Origin of the sequence: Paraburkholderia caffeinitolerans (genome assembly GCF_902859945.1) — a bacterium.
In the GTDB taxonomy this organism is placed as follows: domain Bacteria; phylum Pseudomonadota; class Gammaproteobacteria; order Burkholderiales; family Burkholderiaceae; genus Paraburkholderia; species Paraburkholderia caffeinitolerans.
Map to the genome: position 1 here is coordinate 339,300 of NZ_CADIKL010000001.1, position 18,511 is coordinate 357,810.

12 protein-coding genes are annotated in these 18,511 nt (G+C 66.0%); 7 read left to right on the plus strand and 5 right to left on the minus strand.

The features are described 5' to 3' along the window. Window positions 1-70: 70 nt before the first annotated feature. Window positions 71-1,003, minus strand: a complete 933-nt coding sequence (locus tag HV773_RS01495; protein WP_129563286.1) for a segregation and condensation protein A — start codon at window positions 1,001-1,003, stop codon at window positions 71-73. A gap of 23 nt (window positions 1,004-1,026) precedes the next feature. After that, the gene (locus tag HV773_RS01500; protein ID WP_129561447.1) at window positions 1,027-1,212 is read right to left on the minus strand and encodes a DUF3460 family protein; all 186 of its coding nucleotides are present in this window, start codon (window positions 1,210-1,212) and stop codon (window positions 1,027-1,029) included. A 451-nt stretch (window positions 1,213-1,663) separates the two neighbouring features. Between HV773_RS01500 and HV773_RS01505 the strand changes: the two genes are divergently transcribed. Further along, complete coding sequence (locus tag HV773_RS01505) at window positions 1,664-3,400, plus strand: autotransporter assembly complex protein TamA (RefSeq protein WP_129563287.1); 1,737 nt, start codon at window positions 1,664-1,666, stop codon at window positions 3,398-3,400. 106 nt (window positions 3,401-3,506) lie between these two features. After that, window positions 3,507-8,006: a translocation/assembly module TamB domain-containing protein gene (locus HV773_RS01510; RefSeq protein WP_129561448.1), complete on the plus strand. Its 4,500-nt coding sequence runs from the start codon at window positions 3,507-3,509 to the stop codon at window positions 8,004-8,006. A gap of 123 nt (window positions 8,007-8,129) precedes the next feature. On the opposite strand, the gene metG is transcribed toward HV773_RS01510, so the two are convergent. Then, on the minus strand, window positions 8,130-10,283 hold the full coding sequence (gene metG, locus HV773_RS01515) for a methionine--tRNA ligase (protein ID WP_129561449.1): 2,154 nt from the start codon (window positions 10,281-10,283) through the stop codon (window positions 8,130-8,132). 478 nt (window positions 10,284-10,761) lie between these two features. After that, the gene (locus HV773_RS01520; RefSeq protein ID WP_129561450.1) at window positions 10,762-11,415 is read right to left on the minus strand and encodes a YiaD family glycine zipper/OmpA-like lipoprotein; all 654 of its coding nucleotides are present in this window, start codon (window positions 11,413-11,415) and stop codon (window positions 10,762-10,764) included. Between the two features lie 344 nt (window positions 11,416-11,759). Between HV773_RS01520 and apbC the strand changes: the two genes are divergently transcribed. The 5 genes from apbC to HV773_RS01545 all read left to right on the plus strand — a co-directional run bounded on the left by apbC (window position 11,760) and on the right by HV773_RS01545 (window position 17,536). Continuing rightward, complete coding sequence (gene apbC / locus HV773_RS01525; RefSeq protein ID WP_129561451.1) at window positions 11,760-12,848, plus strand: iron-sulfur cluster carrier protein ApbC; 1,089 nt, start codon at window positions 11,760-11,762, stop codon at window positions 12,846-12,848. Between the two features lie 219 nt (window positions 12,849-13,067). Further along, window positions 13,068-13,616 carry a superoxide dismutase family protein gene (locus HV773_RS01530; RefSeq protein ID WP_129561452.1) on the plus strand — a complete coding sequence of 183 codons (549 nt, stop codon included), beginning with the start codon at window positions 13,068-13,070 and terminating at the stop codon, window positions 13,614-13,616. Window positions 13,617-13,847: 231 nt separating this feature from the next. Continuing rightward, window positions 13,848-14,417: a dCTP deaminase gene (gene dcd, locus HV773_RS01535; RefSeq protein ID WP_129561453.1), complete on the plus strand. Its 570-nt coding sequence runs from the start codon at window positions 13,848-13,850 to the stop codon at window positions 14,415-14,417. Between the two features lie 90 nt (window positions 14,418-14,507). After that, the gene (locus HV773_RS01540; protein WP_129561454.1) at window positions 14,508-16,787 is read left to right on the plus strand and encodes an arginine/lysine/ornithine decarboxylase; all 2,280 of its coding nucleotides are present in this window, start codon (window positions 14,508-14,510) and stop codon (window positions 16,785-16,787) included. A 23-nt stretch (window positions 16,788-16,810) separates the two neighbouring features. Next, window positions 16,811-17,536: a lysozyme inhibitor LprI family protein gene (locus HV773_RS01545; RefSeq protein ID WP_129561455.1), complete on the plus strand. Its 726-nt coding sequence runs from the start codon at window positions 16,811-16,813 to the stop codon at window positions 17,534-17,536. Window positions 17,537-17,549: 13 nt separating this feature from the next. Here HV773_RS01545 and HV773_RS01550 read toward each other — a convergent pair whose 3' ends face one another. Beyond that, the gene (locus HV773_RS01550) at window positions 17,550-18,470 is read right to left on the minus strand and encodes a bestrophin family protein (RefSeq protein ID WP_129561456.1); all 921 of its coding nucleotides are present in this window, start codon (window positions 18,468-18,470) and stop codon (window positions 17,550-17,552) included. Window positions 18,471-18,511 lie beyond the last annotated feature (41 nt).

Here is an 18,511-nt window from a genome sequence, read left to right on the forward strand (position 1 = left end):
CCGCGCGCGGGAGGCTATATGGGGATTGATCAATTTCTGGCGCGGACCGGCAGTGCAGGCGGCTTGTCGACTAGGCGGGCAAATACGCGAGGCGCACGTAGATGGGCGCGAACGGCTCGGGCTGGGTGATCTCGATGAGCGATTCGCGCGCGAGTTCGAGCATGGCGATGAAGTTCACGACCACCACAGGCACGCCGCGCGTGGTGTCGAAAAGCTCGGAGAACTCCATGAAGCGCGCACCCTGGAGCCTGCGCAGGATCGTGCTCATGTGCTCGCGCACCGAGAGTTCCTCGCGCGAGATCTTGTGGTGCTGCACGAGCTTCGCGCGCTTGATGACGTCGGCCCACGCGGCGCGCAGGTCGTTGCTGTCCACGTCGGGAAAGCGCGGCGTGATGCTCTGTTCGATATAGACCTCGGCGCGCAGGAAGTCGCGGCCGAGCTGCGGCAGGCGGTCGATGCGCTGCGCGGCAAGCTTCATCTGCTCGTATTCGAGCAGGCGCCGCACAAGTTCGGCGCGCGGGTCTTCGGCTTCTTCGCCCGTGTCGGCCTTCTTGACCGGCAGCAGCATGCGCGACTTGATCTCGATGAGCATGGCTGCCATCAGCAGATATTCGGCGGCGAGTTCGAGATTGGTCTTGCGCAGTTGTTCGACGTAGCCGAGGTATTGCGTCGTGACATCCGCCATCGGGATGTCGAGCACGTTGAAGTTCTGCTTGCGGATCAGGTAGAGCAACAGATCGAGCGGGCCTTCGAACGTTTCGAGGAAGACTTCGAGCGCGTCCGGCGGGATGTAGAGGTCTTGCGGGAGCTTGAAGAGCGGCTCGCCGTACAGGCGCGCGAATGCGACGCCGTCAACCGTGTTGGGCGTCGAATCGGTGGCGGGGGCCGTGAGTGCTTCACCCTGGCTGGCCGCGCTGGCCGGGTTAGCCGCAGCGTGATGCGCTTCGGCTGCGCCTGCAAGGGCATGGCCCGCGGCGGCCTTCCCCTCGGCCTTGTTAGCCATCTCGGCCCCGTCGGCCTCGGCCATCAGAAGTTCTGGTAGTAGACGTAGGGCGTTTGCTTGACGCGCGAGGCTTGCTGGCGCTCGCGTTCATCGAGGTCGAGCGGCTGCTTGTCCCAAAGGAGGGCGCGGCCTTTGCGCTGCTGCTCCTCCAGACCGGGCTTCTGCTCTTTGAGCTGATTCAGGAACTGCGTGATTTCCGACTGATACATGGCGAATGTCCGTCGCAGGTAGTTTGCGATTAGTGAGATTCAGTGTGATTGACGCGTGTCGGCGGGAATTTTACCGCAAGCGCGGGACGTGGAACATCCGGACGGGCGACGCTCGCGCTTCGTCCCTGGCGGCCATGGTGCCCGGTTACAACGCTTCTTGCGGCCCTTTTTGCGCCGCATCCTGGGGTTTTCGAGCGCTGATGTGGTGAAATAACGCGTTTGCGCCCGCGCCCGGCGTGTGCAACGGAAAAAGAACCACGGCTGGAGGTTTTGTTTGGCGGGAAGGGTGAACGAAGCGCTGCGCGTGAAGCTGCGTCCCTCGCGGGTGACGCGGCACGGGCACGCCGCTGCGCGGGGCGTCATCGGCGGGCAGATTTCACGTGTTGCGCGCGCGCACACGCGCTCGCTGCGCTTCGCCGCGTGGCTCGCCGTGAGTCTTCTCGTCAGCTTCATGAGCGCGGCGCCCGCGCGGGCCGATCTGGTCGATCTGCTGCCGTGGTCGCACAAGCGCACCTACTACGACGTCGAAGTCCAGACCTCGCCGCGCGAGCTGGCCAAGCTGCTCGAGGCGCATCTCGACATCGCGCGTTTTTCCACGCGACCCGGCGTCAGCGACGACCAGTTCGACTTTCTCATCACGGCCACGCCGCAGCAGGTGCGCGACCTCGCCTCCACGGAAGGCTATTTCACGCCGGTCGTGCGCACCGACGTGCGCACTGGCGAAAACGGCAAGCGCCGCGTGATCGTGCATGTGGATGCGGGCCCGCGCACGACCATCTCGGCGGTGAATCTGACATTTACGGGGCCGGTGCAGACCGAGGATCACGCGCAGGAAAATGCCACGCGTTTCGCGTTCTCGCTGCACGAGGGCGACGCTTTCACGCAGTCCGGCTGGAATGGCGCTAAGAACGCGGCGCTCAGGGCGCTGCAGTCGCGCCGCTACGTGGGCGCGAAAATCGTGCGCTCCGAGGCGCGTATCGACCCGCTTATGCATGACGCGAAGCTTTCCGTCACATTCGACAGCGGCCCGACTTTCACAATGGGGCAGGTCGACATCTCGGGTACGCGGCGCTACCCGGAGCGGATCATAAGCAACGTGAACCCGATCACGCCCGGCGAAATCTACGACGTCACCCGCGTGACCGAACTGCAGCGCCAGGTCCAGAACACGCCGTACTACGCGAGCGTGGCCATCGACGTCGACGACAACACGCAAAAGCCCGAGCAGACGCCGCTGCACGTGAAGGTGAGCGAATATCCGTACAACAATTTCCGCGGCGGCGTGGGCTACTCGACCGATACCGGCGCACACGTCCAGGGCTCGTACACGTATCTGAATACCTTCGGCTCGGCGTGGCCGCTGCAGCTTTCGGGGCGGCTCGACCAGATCCAGAAGTACGGCCAGATCCAGCTTTCGATGCCGCCAGGCGAGCGCGCGTGGACCAACAGCGTGCTCGCGTCGTACACGACCACCGACGTCTCGGACACCACGATCTACAGCCTGCGCGCAGGCGTGCAGCGCACGCGCACGTCGCAGAACATCGACTTTGCGTACTCGCTGCTCTACTACCAGGACCGCCTTTACCAGAATGCCGGGCCGCCCACCATGGCCCGCGCGCTGATGCCCCAGTGGTCGTGGACGCGTCGCAACGTCGACGATCCGCTGTTTCCGCGCTCGGGCAACGTCGTGCGTGTGGAGGCGGGCTTCGGCGTGAAGGGCGCGGGCTCCGACGCCACGTTTGTGCGCGGCTACGCGCGCGGCCAGCAGTATCTGCCGATCGGCCGCGACGACATCGTGCTGTTTCGCGCCGAGATGGGCGGCGTCTTCACGGGGAGTAGTTCCTCGAATGTGCCCGCTTCGCTGCTGTTTCGCGCGGGCGGCTCGAACTCGGTGCGCGGCTACGCGTTCCAGAGCATCGGCGACAACGTCGACGGCTCGATTCTGCCGGCCAAGTATCTCGTGACCGGATCGGGCGAGTATCAGCACTGGTTCAATCACGACTGGGGCGGCGCGGTTTTCTTCGACATTGGCACCGCGACCGACACCTGGGGAGAAAAGGTCTTCTATCCGGGCGCGGGCTTTGGCGCACGCTGGCGCAGCCCCGTCGGTCCGGTCAATCTCGACCTCGCGTATGGTTTCCGCGACCACAAGGTGCGGCCCTACGTGACTCTCGGAATCGCTTTCTGATAATGACGCTCGCCACGCTCCGCGCTGTTTCGATGCTGCTGCTCGCCAAGGGGCGCGCCGCCAAAGGGCGCTCCGCCAACGGGCATTCCGCCGTGCGAGGCGCCGCATGAGCGCGCGCGAACGCTGGCGTTGCGTGGGTTGGCTCGTGCCTGAGGCGGTGTTTGCCGCCCGGTCGGAGGGTGGCGGCGCGCCGCCGTCTGAAACGCCTCCAGCGGGCGGTGATGGTGGCGATGGCGCGAACGGAGCCGGTGGCGCGGATGCGCCGCCGCCGCGCCGCCGGCGCCGCTTGTGGAAATCTCTAGCGTGGGCGGTTGCCGCGCCCGTGCTGATCGTGGCGGTCGTTGCCGGGCTCGTCTATGGCGTGGCGACGACCGAGCGCGGCACCGCCTGGGCGTGGCGCGTGGCCGTGAAGGTGCTGGGCGGTCAACTCGCCGGCACGCTCGATGGCGGCACGATCGCGACGGGCCTGCGCCTGCGCGATGTACGCTGGCGCGGCAAGGACGGCACGACTTTCGCGATCGACCGCGCGAGCAGCCAGTGGGCGCTGGAGATCCACGAGGGGCGGCCCTGGCGCTTCGTGCTCGACTATCTGCATGTGGGCGAAATCGACGCGCGCATTGTGCCGTCCAACGAGCCTTCGTCGCCGATGACACTGCCGGGCGACCTGCGGTTGCCGCTCGCGCTCGAGATTCGCGATTTGCGGGTGGCGAAGCTCACATTGCACGAGGGCACCTCGGCCACCGAGTTCTCGAACTTCGCATTCCACGGACGCAGCGACGGGCGGCACCACGAGGCGGCCGTCGAGCAGCTCGACACGCCGTTTGGTGCGCTGAACGCCAGCGCGAAGCTCGACGGCGTGCGGCCGTTCGCGCTCTCGGGCGACCTCGGCTATGCGGGCAAGGTGAATAACGAGGACGTGCAGGTGAGTGCACGCCTTGGTGGATCGCTGGAGGCGCTTAGCGCCGACATCGCGGCGAGCGGCATGAAGCTGACGGGGCAGGCGCACGCCGAGGCGGCGCCGTTCGCGGCGGTGCCGCTCAAGCGCGTGACGCTGGCGTTCGATCACGTGAACCCGCAGGCGTTTTCGCCGGGCGCGCCGTTCGCCGACCTCGCACTGCGCGCCGACCTTGCGCCTGCGCAGGGCGGGGTCAAGCCGTTCGTGCCCGAGGCAGCGTCGCAGGCCGCGGCGTCCGGCGCAAAGGGCGCATCGGGTGTATCGGCGGCGAAGGCGCGAGTGGCTTCGGCTGGCGCGTCGGCAACTGCGCCAGCCTCCATCGCAGGCATCGCTTCAAGTGCTTCCAGCGTTTCCAGCGCCGCGTCGCGCCACGAAAATCCCAACGCGGCGGGCTTCACGGTCGCGGGCACGGTGTCGATCGTCAACGCAAAGCCGGGCGCCATCGACGCGCATCTGCTACCGCTGGTCGACGCGCACACGAACGTCGTGCTCGACGCGCACACGCAGCGCCTCTCGAATTTGAACGTGCGGCTCGTGAAGAACGCCACGGTGACGGGCGGCGGTGTGCTGAGCGGGCGCAACGGCCGCTTCGACCTCAAGGTGGCGGCGCTCGACCTGAGCGCGATCGAGGCGAGCGTGATTCCGACCCAGCTGGCGGGCCCAATCACGGTGCGCCTGGCCGGCGACGCACAGAGCGTCGCGCTCGATCTCGCCGATCCGAAGGCCGCGCTGCGCCTGCAGGGCAAGGTGACGCAGGATCCCGCGCGTCTCGCCTTCAACGACGTGCGGCTGAGCTCGGGCGCCGGACGTCTCGATCTCTCGGGCGCGCTCAAGCACGATGCCAATTCGAGCTACACGCTCAAGGCGGTGCTGACCGACTTCGATCCGCTCTCGCTGACGTCGCAGGCGCCGGCGCGCACGGACGCGGCGCACAAGGCGGCGAAGCCCGCGGGGCCCACCGATGCGCAGCGCGCGGCGGAACAGGACGCCTTGAATCCGAAGCGCAATCTCGCGCTCAACCCGGCGATGAACCCTACGCTCAATTCGGCGCAGACGAGCGAGCAGGCGGACGCGCAGAACGTTGCGCGCAACACCATTCAAAGCGCGCCTCGAGCTGGCGCGCCAAAAACCGCTCCGCGCAAAGCCGCGCCGAAGGCTCCGGCGCGCCGCATCACGGCGCGCGTGAACGGGACGCTCAACGCAAGCGGCATGCTCGCGCCCACCTTCACGACGAAGGCCGATTTCAAGCTCGGCCCGAGCGTCTACGACGACTTGCCGCTTACCGGCGAGGGCCTCGTCCAGCTCGCGGGCTCGCGCATCCTGCCAAGCCGCGCGAATCTCTCGGTCGCGGGCAATAACGTCGACCTGCAGGGCAGCTTCGGCGCGCGCGGCGACCGTCTGCGTTTTCGCGTGGATGCGCCGCAGCTCGACCGGCTCGGCTTCGGTGTCGCGGGCCGCTTGGCGGCGAGCGGCGACTTGACCGGCACCTTCGCGCATCCCGACGTGACGCTCGACTACAAGGCCGAGAGCGTGGTGTTCGGCGAGAACCGTATCGGCCACGCCGAGGGCCGGGCCGAGGCGCACGACGGCGCGAACGGCGCGCTCGCGTTCAGCGCCGACGCGAGCGGCATTGCCGTGGCGGGCGTCGACATCACGACGCTGAGCGCGCGCCTTGCCGGCACGCGCGCGAAGCACACGCTCACCGCGAGTGCGAAGGGTCGCGTGCAGGGGCAGCCGATCGATGTTGCGGTAGCGGCCAACGGTAAGCTCTCGGACACCAGCGAGGGCACGCGCTGGGATGGCACGGTGACGCAACTCGAGAATCGCGGCGTGCCGGGCGTGAAGCTGGAGGCGCCGGTGACGGTGAGCGCGGGGCCGGGCAAGGTCACGCTTGGCGCGATGCGCATCGCGGCCGTTGGCGCTTCGCTCGACTTGAAGTCGTTCGACCTCGACCATGGCCGCATCCGCTCGGCGGGCGCGCTCACGAACGTCTCGGTCGCGCGCATCCTGCAGTTGCGCCAGCAATTCACGGGCGTGCCGTCCACGCTCAAGTCCGACCTGATCTTCGATGGCGACTGGGACTTCTCGCTCGGCCAAAGCGCGACCGGCTATGTACAGGTGAAGCGCCGCTCCGGCGACATCACGACCGAGATCGGGCGCGGTTTCGCCTCGCTTGGCATCGGCGACCTCACTGCGCGCGCGGCCTTCAGCGGCGGCAACCGGCTTACGCTCACGGCGCATGCGCAGGCCAGCCGCATCGGCGTGCTCGACATCGACACGAACACCACGCTGGTGGCGCGCGACGGCATGCTCACGGTGGCCGACGAAGCGCCGCTCGGTGGCACGATCAAGGCGAACGTGCCCTCGCTCAAGACTACCGGCGGCCTGCTGGGACCGAGCTATTTGCTCGACGGCCATCTCGCGCTCGATCTCGCGCTGGGCGGCACGGTCGCGAAGCCGAACCTCACGGGCTCGCTGGTCGGCGACGGAATCTCCGCCACGGTCGTCGATCAGGGCCTGGAGCTGAAGGACGGCGTGATCCGCATCGCGCTCTCGAAGAATCTCGTCGACTTCCAGCAGGTCGAGTTCCACGGCGCGACGAGCGGCACGCTGCGCGCGACCGGCCGCGTGCGGCTCGATAATGCCGAGCCCGATCTCACCGCGAGCATCATCGCGGACCAGCTCGAACTGTTTGCTTCGCCCGACCGCAAGCTGTCGCTGTCGGGCAGCGCGACCATTGCCAATGGCGGGCATCTGGGCGGCATGCAGATCGACGGCAAGTTCACCGTCGATCGCGCGCGCTTCGACATGCCGGAGTCGCCCGCGCCATCGCTCGGCGACGACATTGTGATCGTGCGCCCCGACGGTACGACCACGGGCGGCATACCGCCGCCGATTGAAGAGACGGCATCGAAAAAGCCCGCGCCGCGCTTCTCGCCGCGCTCGAATATCGCCATCAGCCTTGGGAAAGACTTCCGCTTCCACGGCCAGGGCGCGGATCTCGGCCTCGCCGGCACCATCACCGTGACCAGCGCACCCGATGTGCCGCTGCGCGCGGTCGGCAACGTGCGCGTGACCGAAGGCTCCACCTACACGGCGTTCAGCACCAAGCTCAACATCGAGAACGGCTACTTCACCTTCAACGGGCCGGTCGGCAACCCGGGCATCAACATTCTCGCGATGAAGCGCAACCAGCAGGTCGAGGCGGGCGTGCAGGTGACGGGCACGGTCCAGGCGCCGGTGGCGAAGCTCGTTTCCGAGCCGAACGTGCCCGACAGCGACAAGCTCTCGTGGCTGCTGTTCGGCCACGGCACCGACCAGGGCAACAACGTTGGCCAGCAAAATGCGATGACGACGGCGCTGGCGCTGCTCGGCAGCGCGCAGGGCAAGCGCATCGCGCAGAGCATCGGACTCGACGAATTCTCGATCGGGCGCAGCGAGGTCGGCCTCACCGATCCCGAGGTCGTGATGCTCTCCAAGGCCATCAACGAACGGTTCGTGCTCGGCTACGAGCAAGGGCTGCAGTCGGCGTCGAACGCGATCAAGGCCACTATCAACCTCACGCGCTATTGGTCGGTGACCGCTTATGGCGGCACGTTCTATGGCGCGGATGTGCTCTATACGCGGCGCTATGACCGCATCAAGTGGTAAAGCGTGAAGCGGTAGATACGCCAACTCTGGCAGCAAACAAAACACCCCGCAGCGTGACTCGCCTGCGGGGTGTTTTTTTCTGCTTGCGAAGTCCCTCTCGCGAGGGAGAGTTCGAGCGCTGTTTTAGCGCACGCGCATGCCCGGCTTCGCGCCGCTATGCGGCTCGAGAATGTACAGGCCCGGTTCGGCCTTTTCGTCGGCGGCGGAGGCGGCGAGCACCATGCCTTCGGACATGCCGAACTTCATCTTGCGCGGTGCGAGGTTCGCGACCATCACCGTGAGCTTGCCCTTGAGGTCTTCGGGCTTGTACGCCGAGCGGATGCCCGAGAACACATTGCGCGTCTTGCCTTCGCCCACGTCGAGCGTGAGTTGCAGCAGCTTGTCCGAGCCTTCCACGATGTTGCAGTCGACGATCAGCGCCACGCGCAGGTCGATCTTCGCGAAGTCGTCGATGGAGATGACTTCGGGCGTTTCAGGCTCGGCCTTCTTCGCTTCCTTCGACGCCTTCGACTTCTTGTTCGCGTCGGCATTGGCGGCAGCAGGCGCTTCGGTCGCCTGCAGCGAGTCGCGGTTCGCGGCGAGCAGCGCCTCGATCTGCTTCGGGTCCACGCGCGTCATGAGGTGCTTGTACGCGTTGATCGGTTGTTGCGACGACAACGTCTTGCCCGCGTCGGCCCACGTGAGCGGCGCGATTGCGAGGAACTGCTCGACGCCCTCGGCGAGCGTGGGCAGCACCGGCTTCATCGCCAGCGAAAGCAGGCGGAACGCTTCGAGGCTCACGCTGCAGGTTTCGTGCAGCGCCGCTGCGTTGGCCGGGTCCTTTGCCTGTTCCCACGGCTTGGCCGTATCGACGTACGCGTTCACCGTGTCGGCGAGCTCCATCGTGTGGCGCAGTGCGCGGCCATACTCGCGCGCTTCGTAGTTCGCGGCGATCTGCGGGATCGCGGCGCTCAGTTGCGCGATGAGCGGATGGTTCATCGCGCTGTCCAGCACACGGCCTTCGAAGCGCTTGATGAGGAAGCCTGCCGCGCGGCTCGCAATGTTGATGTACTTGCCGACGAGGTCGCTGTTCACGCGCGCCTGGAAGTCTTCGAGGTTCAGGTCGAGGTCTTCCATCGAGCTATTGAGCTTGGCCGCGAAGTAGTAGCGCAGCCACTCGGGATTCAGGCCCGTGTCGATATAGCTTTGCGCAGTGATGAAGGTGCCGCGCGACTTCGACATCTTCGCGCCGTCCACCGTGAGGAAGCCGTGCGCGAACACGTTGGTAGGCGTGCGATGGCCCGAGAACTGCAGCATCGCCGGCCAGAACAGCGTGTGGAAGTACAGGATGTCCTTGCCGATGAAGTGGTACTGCTCGGTCTTCGTGTCGGGCTCGACCCACGCGTCGAAGTCGATGCCGCGCTGCTCGCACAGGTTCTTGAAGCTCGCGTAATAACCGACAGGCGCGTCGAGCCACACGTAGAAGTACTTGCCGGGCGCGCCCGGAATTTCGAAGCCGAAGTACGGCGCGTCGCGCGAGATATCCCAGTCGGCGAGCTTCGATTCGCCCGCGTCGCCGAGCCACTCGCGCATCTTGTTGGTGGCCTCCGGTTGAGCCAGGCCGCTCACCCAGCCGCGCAGGAACTGCTCGCAGCGCGGGTCCGAAAGACGGAAGAAGTGGTGCGTCGAGGTCTTGCGGATCGGCGTCGCGCCCGAGACTACCGAATACGGGTTCTTCAAGTCGGTGGGCGCATAGGTCGAGCCGCACACTTCGCAGCTGTCGCCATACTGGTCCTTCGCGCCGCACTTCGGGCACTCGCCCTTGATGAAGCGGTCCGGCAGGAACATGTTCTTGACCGGGTCGTAGGCCTGCTCGATGTCGCGCGTCTCGATGAGGTCCGCCGCCTTCAGCGCCAGATACACCGATTCCGAGAGCACGCGGTTCTCGTCGGAGTCCGTCGAGTAGTAGTTGTCGAACGACACGCCAAAGCTGTCGAAGTCGCGCTTGTGCTCTTGCCAGACGCGCGCGATCAGCTGCTGCGGCGTGAGGCCTTCCTTCTCGGCGCGCAGCATGACGGGCGTGCCGTGAGTGTCGTCGGCACCGACGTAGTAGACCTCGTGGCCATGCATTCGCAGCGCGCGAACCCAGATGTCCGTCTGGATGTACTCGACCAGATGGCCGATGTGGATCTGCCCGTTGGCATAGGGCAGAGCAGACGTGACGAGAATCTGGCGGCGGCTGGCACTTTGCGTGGCAGACGCGCCGGCTGCAACGAGGTCGGTGGCGGGTGCGGACATAGGTGAGGGGGTTCCGGTGAGGCGGGAGGTCGAAACCGCAATTTTAGCAGGGTGGGCGTGGGGCGCGTTTGCCCGCCCGACGCCGCGGATCGCGTGTGGCGGTGCGCGGGCTGGCGCTTGAATGCGGTGCGCAGTTGCTGCCCTGGGCGCTTGCAGAAAGCGTCGGCAAAAAACGCGGGCAAAAAACGCGGGCAAAAAAAACCGGGGCAGTATGGCCCCGGAGCAACAACGACAAGAGGAGAATGGTGACGCGGCGGCGTCGCCGCACACGTACCGTAAAGAAAGACAGCGGAGTTTGGGGAGAGTTCGAAAAATTTTTCAGTTCGCTAACTTCGCCCGCCGTGTGTATGGACGTGGGCCTGCTCGCGGAGTTTATGCAGGCCCAAAACACAAGCGGGACGGCTTCGCAGCCGTCCCGCTTGTGTTGTCATGTGGCGCCGCGATGTAGCTGATGCGGCGCCGCAAGGCCAAGGCGCGCTTAGCCCCCTTGGTGCTGCGCCGTCGCGCGCAGATAGATTTCCACGCGGCGGTTCGCGGTGCGGCCGGCTTCGGTGCTGTTGTCGGCGATCGGCTGGGTGTCGCCGCGGCCCTCGGCCGCCATGCGCTGCATCGGGATGCCGTGCGACGCCAGGTAGTTGACCACGCTCTGCGCGCGGTTGACCGACAGCGTCTGGTTGTATGCGGGCTGGCCCGTGTTATCCGTATGGCCCACGACCTGCGCGACCACTTCCGGGTTCTGCTGCAGCGTCTGCGCGACCTGGTCGAGCACCGGTGCGAACGACGGCTTGATCGCGTAGCTGTTGGTGTCGAACGTCACGTTGCTCGGGATGTTGAGCTTGAGCGAGCCGTCCGGCTGCTCGGTGATCTGCGTGCCGGTGCCCTTGGTGGCGCCCGTGAGCTTGTTGTGGATGGCAGTCCAGTTGTAGCCCGTGACGCCGCCGACCAGCGCGCCCGCGCCCGCGCCGATGGCCGCGCCCTTGCCGCCACCGAAGATCGCGCCGATGGCCGCGCCCGTGCCCGCGCCGACACCCGTGCCGATGGCGGTGTTGGTGCCCTGCTGGGTTGCGCAGCCGGCGACGAGCGCGCCGGCAACGGCGAAGATGGACAGGCGGGTCAAGATTCTTGTGTTCATTTTCAATCCTCTCTTGGTAGAACAGGGCAGTTGCTTGTGCCGCTCGCGGGCCCCGACTGGGCTCAGGGTCTTCGGACGGCGCGCGGCTGCAACTACTACAATGACGACTTGGGCACTTGCGTGAATCGTTTGGCAATTATTGGGCCGTTGCTTGGCAACGGCTTGACAAGTGCGCATTCGGCACAATCAGCGGTGCAAAAAGGGCCGATGCCGCGAAGCGTGCCTTGCCTCGGGCATTTGCGCAATCCAGCTTAACAATTTCTTGCGATTTCCGGCGCTGACATGACAGCTCGCGGCATTCCGGGCCGCGGGGGCGCCGGCGCATTCTTGCACACGGAGTTTGAATGAGCATTGATCGGGCATTGGTCGACGCCGCGCTTGCGGCCCTCGTGGATTCGAACACGGGCCGGCCGTACGCAACGGCAAAAGGCGTGCGAAACGTTACGGTCGACGGCGATACGGTCGGCGTCGAGATCGTGCTCGGCTATCCGGCAAAGAGTCAGTACGACGCGGTCCGCGCCCAGGTTGAAGGCGCGCTTGCCGCTGTGCCCGGCGTCAAGGCGAGCCGGGTCGCGGTGCGCCACGAGGTTACCGCGCACACCGTGCAGCGCGGCGTGAAGCTGTTGCCGAACGTGAAGAACATCGTGGCCGTGGCCTCGGGCAAGGGCGGCGTGGGCAAGAGCACGACCGCCGTGAACCTCGCGCTCGCGCTGGCGGCCGAAGGCGCTTCCGTTGGCGTGCTCGACGCGGACATCTACGGCCCGTCGCTGCCGATGATGCTCGGCATCGAGGGCCGCCCGCAATCGCCGGACGGCCAGTCGATGGACCCGCTCGAAGGGCATGGCGTGCAGGCCAACTCGATCGGCTTTCTGATCGAGCAGGACAACCCGATGGTCTGGCGCGGCCCGATGGCCACTTCGGCGCTCGAGCAGTTGCTGCGGCAGACCAACTGGCGCGAACTCGACTATCTGGTGGTGGATATGCCGCCGGGCACGGGCGACATCCAGCTGACGCTCTCGCAGAAGGTACCGGTCACGGGCGCCGTGATCGTGACGACGCCGCAGGACATCGCGCTGCTCGACGCGAAGAAGGGCCTCAAGATGTTCGAGAAGGTGGGCATTCCGATCCTCGGCATCGTCGAGAACATGGCCGTGCACGTGTGCTCGAACTGCGGTCACGCCGAGCACATCTTCGGCGCGGGCGGCGGCGAGCGCATGGCGAAGGAGTATGGCGTGGAGGTGCTCGGCAGCCTGCCGCTCGACATCGGGATTCGCGAACAGGCCGACTCGGGTCGTCCGACCGTGGTGGCCGATCCGGCCGGCTCCGTGGCCGCGATTTACAAGTCCATCGCCCGCCGCATCGCAATCCAGATCGCGGAGCGCGCGCGCGACATGAGCTCGAAGTTCCCGACCATCGTCGTGCAGAACACCTGAGCGGCGCATCGCGCGGCAAGCGGGCCAGGCCGGCAAGCTGTCCCTGTTTGAGCCGATGCCGCGCGGCATACCTCGCCCGGCCTTGCTGCACAAGGCTTACGGCGGGCGGGGCAGCGCTCACGCGGGGCGCGCACAAGGCCGTCCGCGCGGTATCATGTGACATTCAAGGGTCCGGATCGACGATCGCAGGGGCGCACCGCGTGCGGACATGAGGATTGCATGGGCAAAGGAATCGACAGGGGAGACGCAAGGCGCGCGGGCAACGCAGCCGTGCTGGCCGTGGCGGCGTGCATGCTGCTGGCCGGCTGCACGAGCTTCATGGGCCGGCAGGACAAGCGTGCGCTCGCACAGGTCTTGCCTACCGTCGGCAGCCAGGTGCGGGGCACCGTCTCGTTCGTCGAGCGCTCGGACGGCGTGCAGGTGAGCTACAACCTCATCGGTCTCACGCCCGACAGCGACCACGCGGTCCAGGTCCACGAACGCGGCGACTGCAACGCTGCGGACGCATCGAGCGCCGGCAGCGTGTTCGCCCCCGCGGCCGATCGCCTCAAGCCGGGCGTGCGTGTAGAGGGCGACCTCGGCAATATCCACGCGGATTCCAATGGCGTCGCCATCGGCTTCATCGTGGCGCCGGACGTCTCGCTCGACGGCGTGCGCTCCGTGCAGCAACGCTCGGTGCTCGTGCATCGCGACCCCATCGACCCCTACGCCTTTCCCGCGCGCGGCACCGGCCCGGCGCTCGCCTGCGGCGTGATCAAGGCTCAATAACGCGCGGCCGTAATGCCCACATTGGCCCCCGCCGAGGGGCGCCTCGCGTGCACTTCCCGGCACGCCGATCCACATCGCGTAAAATAGGCGCCTTTCGCTCAGCGGCGGCACGCCCTGGAGCGGGCATGCAAGGCGCGCGAGGCGCGCTTTCGGACCATTCCCGCGCCGCTTTTGCGTTGTTTCCGGCTTTACCTTTTTTCGTTCCCCGTTTTTTCTGGACCGTAGCCCAACATGGCAATCAAATCCGACAAGTGGATCCGGCGCATGGCCGAAGAGCAGCAGATGATCGAGCCGTTCGTGCGCGACCAGGTTCGCATGTCGGAAGACGGCCGCAAGATCGTGAGCTACGGCACCTCGAGCTACGGCTACGATATTCGCTGCGCCGACGAATTCAAGATCTTCACGAACATCAATTCGACCATCGTCGACCCGAAGAACTTCGACGAAAAATCGTTCGTGGACTTCAAGGGCGACGTTTGCATCATCCCGCCGAATTCGTTCGCGCTCGCGCGCACGGTCGAGTACTTCCGCATTCCGCGCAATGTCCTGACCGTGTGTCTGGGCAAGTCCACCTATGCGCGCTGCGGGATCATCGTGAACGTCACGCCGTTCGAGCCCGAGTGGGAAGGCTACGTGACGCTCGAATTCTCGAATACGACACCTTTGCCTGCCAAAATCTACGCGAACGAAGGCGTGGCCCAAGTGCTCTTCTTCGAGAGCGACGAGGTCTGCGAGGTGTCTTACGCGGATCGCGGCGGTAAATATCAAGGCCAGCACGGCGTCACGCTGCCGAAGACCTGACGTTCGAGCGCACACAACCCACCGGACATACGACATACGGGGACCGCTGCGCATCACTAGCAGCGGTCGTTTCTTTTGGAGAATTCGCCCATGAAGTTTCGTTTTCCCGTCGTCATCATTGACGAAGATTTTCGCTCCGAGAACATCTCGGGTTCCGGCATCCGGGCACTGGCCGAAGCCATCGAGAAAGAGGGCGCGGAAGTCCTCGGGCTGACGAGCTACGGCGACCTCACGTCGTTCGCGCAGCAATCGAGTCGCGCGGCGTGTTTCATTCTGTCGATCGACGACGACGAGCTGCTGCCCTACGTGGAAGGCTCGGACGGCGAAGCGCCCGGCCACGCGCCCGCGATCATCGCGCTGCGCGCGTTCGTGGAAGCGGTGCGCAAGCGCAACGCCGACATTCCCATCTTCCTGTACGGCGAGACGCGCACTTCGCGCCACCTGCCCAACGACATCCTGCGCGAGCTGCACGGCTTCATCCACATGTTCGAGGACACGCCGGAGTTCGTCGCGCGCCACGTGATTCGCGAAGCCAAGGTGTATCTCGACGCGCTGGCGCCGCCGTTCTTCAAGGAACTCGTGAAGTACGCCGACGAAGGCTCCTACTCGTGGCACTGCCCGGGTCACTCGGGTGGCGTGGCGTTCCTGAAGAACCCGCTCGGCCAGATGTTCCACCAGTTCTTCGGCGAGAACATGCTGCGCGCGGACGTCTGCAATGCGGTCGAGGAACTCGGCCAGCTACTCGATCATACGGGCCCGGTCGCGGCTTCGGAGCGCAATGCGGCGCGCATCTTCAGCGCGGACCACGTGTTCTTCGTGACCAATGGCACCTCCACGTCGAACAAGATCGTCTGGCACGCCACGGTGGCGCCGGGCGACATCGTGCTTGTAGACCGCAACTGCCACAAGTCGATCCTGCACGCGATCACGATGACGGGCGCGATTCCCGTGTTCCTCACGCCCACCCGCAACAATTTCGGCATCATCGGCCCGATTCCGCGCGACGAGTTCAAGCCGGAAAACATCCGCAAGAAGATCGAGGCAAATCCGTTCGCCCGTGAAGTGCTCGCGAAGAACCCGAACGTCAAGCCGCGCATCCTCACGATCACGCAAAGCACCTACGACGGCGTGATCTACAACGTCGAGATGATCAAGGACCTGCTCGGCGACATGCTCGACACGCTGCACTTCGACGAAGCCTGGCTGCCGCACGCCGAATTTCACTCGTTCTACCAGGACATGCACGCGATCGGCGCGGGCCGTCCGCGCACCAAGGCGCTCGTGTTCGCGACGCACTCCACGCACAAGCTGCTGGCCGGCATCTCGCAGGCTTCGCAGATCGTGGTGCAGGACTCCGAAGACAGCGCGTTCGATCGCCACCGCTTCAATGAGGCCTACCTCATGCACACGTCCACGAGCCCGCAGTACGCGATCATCGCGTCGTGCGACGTGGCCGCTGCGATGATGGAAGCGCCGGGCGGCACCGCGCTCGTGGAAGAGTCGATTGCGGAGGCGCTCGACTTCCGCCGCGCCATGCGCAAGGTCGACGCCGAATACGGCGACGACTGGTTCTTCCAGGTCTGGGGCCCCGACGATCTGGCCGAGGAAGGCATCGGCTCGCGCGAAGACTGGATGCTGCGCCCGAACGACCGCTGGCATGGCTTCGGCAAGCTCGCCGAAGGCTTCAACATGCTCGACCCGATCAAGGCGACCATCGTCACCCCGGGTCTGGACGTGGACGGCGACTTCGGCGAGACCGGCATTCCCGCGGCCATCGTCACGAAGTACCTGGCCGAGCACGGCATCATCGTGGAGAAGACCGGTCTCTACTCGTTCTTCATCATGTTCACGATCGGCATCACCAAGGGCCGCTGGAACTCGATGGTCACGGAGCTCCAGCAGTTCAAGGACGATTACGACAACAACCAGCCGCTCTGGCGCGTGCTGCCCGAATTCGTCGCTCAGCATCCGATGTACGAGCGCGTGGGCTTGCGCGATCTGTGCCAGCAGATCCACAGCGTCTACCGCGCCAACGACATCGCGCGCCTCACGACCGAGATGTACCTCTCGGACATGGAGCCCGCGATGAAGCCGTCCGATGCGTTCGCCAAGCTCGCGCACCGCGAGATCGACCGCGTGGCCATCGACGAGCTCGAAGGCCGCGTCACGTCGATCCTGCTCACGCCGTATCCGCCGGGCATTCCGCTGCTGATTCCGGGCGAGCGCTTCAACAAGACGATCGTGAATTACCTGAAGTTCGCGCGCGAATTCAACGAGCGCTTCCCGGGCTTCCACACCGACATCCACGGACTCGTGGGCGAGACCATCAACGGCCGCATCGAGTACTTCGTGGATTGCGTGCGCGCTTGAGCGCAAGGAGAAGGTCGAGCGGCATGATGGTGCGTTCTTTCGTGACGGCGCTGGCAACGGCGGCCACGCTGGCGGCGGGTGTGGCAGCCGGGTTGGTGGCCGGGTTGGCGGTTGTGGCGCCGGCGGCGCACGCCGAAGTGGCGGCCGCCGACCCGATCGATGCGGGCATGCGCACGTGTCTCGCGCGCGCCGACCGCTCTACGACGGCGGGTCAGATCCAGTGCATGGACGAGGCCCGCACCGCATGGCACAGCGCCGCCGACGCGGCGCTCGCGCAACTGATCGCGCAGTTGCCGCCCGCGCAGCAAAAGCGCTGGCAACTTAGTCAGAATAAATGGGCGGCGTGGCGCGACGCCGAGGACACGATGCTCGGCGCGGCCTTCGCGAGCACGAGCGGCTCGACGTATCAGCTTTACGAAGCGGATATGCGCTTGCAGCCGGTGCGCGACCGCGCGCTCTCGCTGCGCGGGCAGGCCGTGGCGGCCGCGGGCGACGCGCCGGCGCGCGTGCGCGCCTGTAGCGCGGATGCGCGCTGCGAGCACGTGAGCTACGACCTGAATCGCTATTACCGCAAGCTGTATGCGCGCATGCCGGCGCATTCGCGGCCCGCGCTCGCGCGGGCGGAAAGCTCGTGGCGCGCGTATCGCGATGCGACCATACCGCTCGTCGACGAGCACGCGCGCCTCGATCTGCTCGGGGCGCGGCTCGCGACGCTCAAACGCTTGTCGGAGACGGTGAATAACCGCTAACCGGGCGGGCGTTTCAATCGAAGATGAACTGCTCCGGCGCGCGTGCCGTAAGCGTGGTGGGGTCGCCCAGCAGGTCGTGCAGCGCGACTTCGATGCTCTCCGACATCGCATTGAGCGCGAGGTCGTTTTCATCGGTACCGAACGGGTCTTCGAGCTGCGAGGCGATCGCTTCGTGCGCCATGAACGCGTAGGCCACGAACACCGCGAAGATCGGCGTGAGCGCGCCGATGCTGTCGACGAGCCCGAAGGGCAGCAGCGCGCAGAAGAAGTACACGGTGCGGTGAATCATCACCGTATAAGCGAACGGCAGCGGCGTGGAGACGATGCGCTCACAGCCGCCGATCACGTCGGAAAGTCCGTTGAGATTGTGTTCGAAAGCGAGCACGGCGTAGCCGTCGACACGGCCCGCGCGCGCTTCGTCGCGCAGCCACTCGGAGGCGCATTGGACGAGCGTCATGGGACGGTAGCGCGAGGCCATCACGCGTTCCAGCATGTCGCGCGGCAGGCGCGCTTCGAGGTCCGCGCGCGGGTCGGTGTGGCGCAACTGGTGGCGCAGCGCGTGCGGCAGCGCGCAGAGCAGTTCGGCGAACGGGCGCACGTGCGCGCGCGAGTCATCGCTTTGTACGAGCGTGAGCGACTCGCGCACGAGCGAGCGCGTCTGGTTGAGCATTTGCCCCCACAGCTTGCGGCCTTCCCAGTAGCGGTCGTAGCTCGCGCTGTTGCGAAAGCCGAGGAACACCGCGAGCGCAATGCCGATCAGCGAGAACGGCACGGTGCTCAGGTTCACTGTGACCTTGAGGATGTGATCGTGGGACGCGACGGCCACGATCGAGATCGCCAGCACGAGCAGGAGGCGCGGCAAAAGCTGCGGCAGCACGGAGCCGCGCCACGCGAGCAGCATGCGGAACCAGTGAAGGTGAGGGCGGACGATCATCGGAGCCGGGTGAGTGGGGTTGAGCGGGAGCCCCGCGGATC

Coding starts and splice junctions, on each gene's coding strand:
- HV773_RS01500 (WP_129561447.1), bottom strand. CDS start 1,212: ATGTATCAGTCGGAAATCACGCAGTTCCTGAATCAGCTCAAAGAGCAG.
- HV773_RS01540 (WP_129561454.1), top strand. CDS start 14,508: ATGAAGTTTCGTTTTCCCGTCGTCATCATTGACGAAGATTTTCGCTCC.
- HV773_RS01520 (WP_129561450.1), bottom strand. CDS start 11,415: ATGAACACAAGAATCTTGACCCGCCTGTCCATCTTCGCCGTTGCCGGC.
- HV773_RS01550 (WP_129561456.1), bottom strand. CDS start 18,470: ATGATCGTCCGCCCTCACCTTCACTGGTTCCGCATGCTGCTCGCGTGG.
- HV773_RS01505 (WP_129563287.1), top strand. CDS start 1,664: ATGAGCGCGGCGCCCGCGCGGGCCGATCTGGTCGATCTGCTGCCGTGG.
- apbC (WP_129561451.1), top strand. CDS start 11,760: ATGAGCATTGATCGGGCATTGGTCGACGCCGCGCTTGCGGCCCTCGTG.
- HV773_RS01530 (WP_129561452.1), top strand. CDS start 13,068: ATGGGCAAAGGAATCGACAGGGGAGACGCAAGGCGCGCGGGCAACGCA.
- HV773_RS01510 (WP_129561448.1), top strand. CDS start 3,507: ATGAGCGCGCGCGAACGCTGGCGTTGCGTGGGTTGGCTCGTGCCTGAG.
- HV773_RS01545 (WP_129561455.1), top strand. CDS start 16,811: ATGATGGTGCGTTCTTTCGTGACGGCGCTGGCAACGGCGGCCACGCTG.
- HV773_RS01495 (WP_129563286.1), bottom strand. CDS start 1,003: ATGGCTAACAAGGCCGAGGGGAAGGCCGCCGCGGGCCATGCCCTTGCA.
- metG (WP_129561449.1), bottom strand. CDS start 10,283: ATGTCCGCACCCGCCACCGACCTCGTTGCAGCCGGCGCGTCTGCCACG.
- dcd (WP_129561453.1), top strand. CDS start 13,848: ATGGCAATCAAATCCGACAAGTGGATCCGGCGCATGGCCGAAGAGCAG.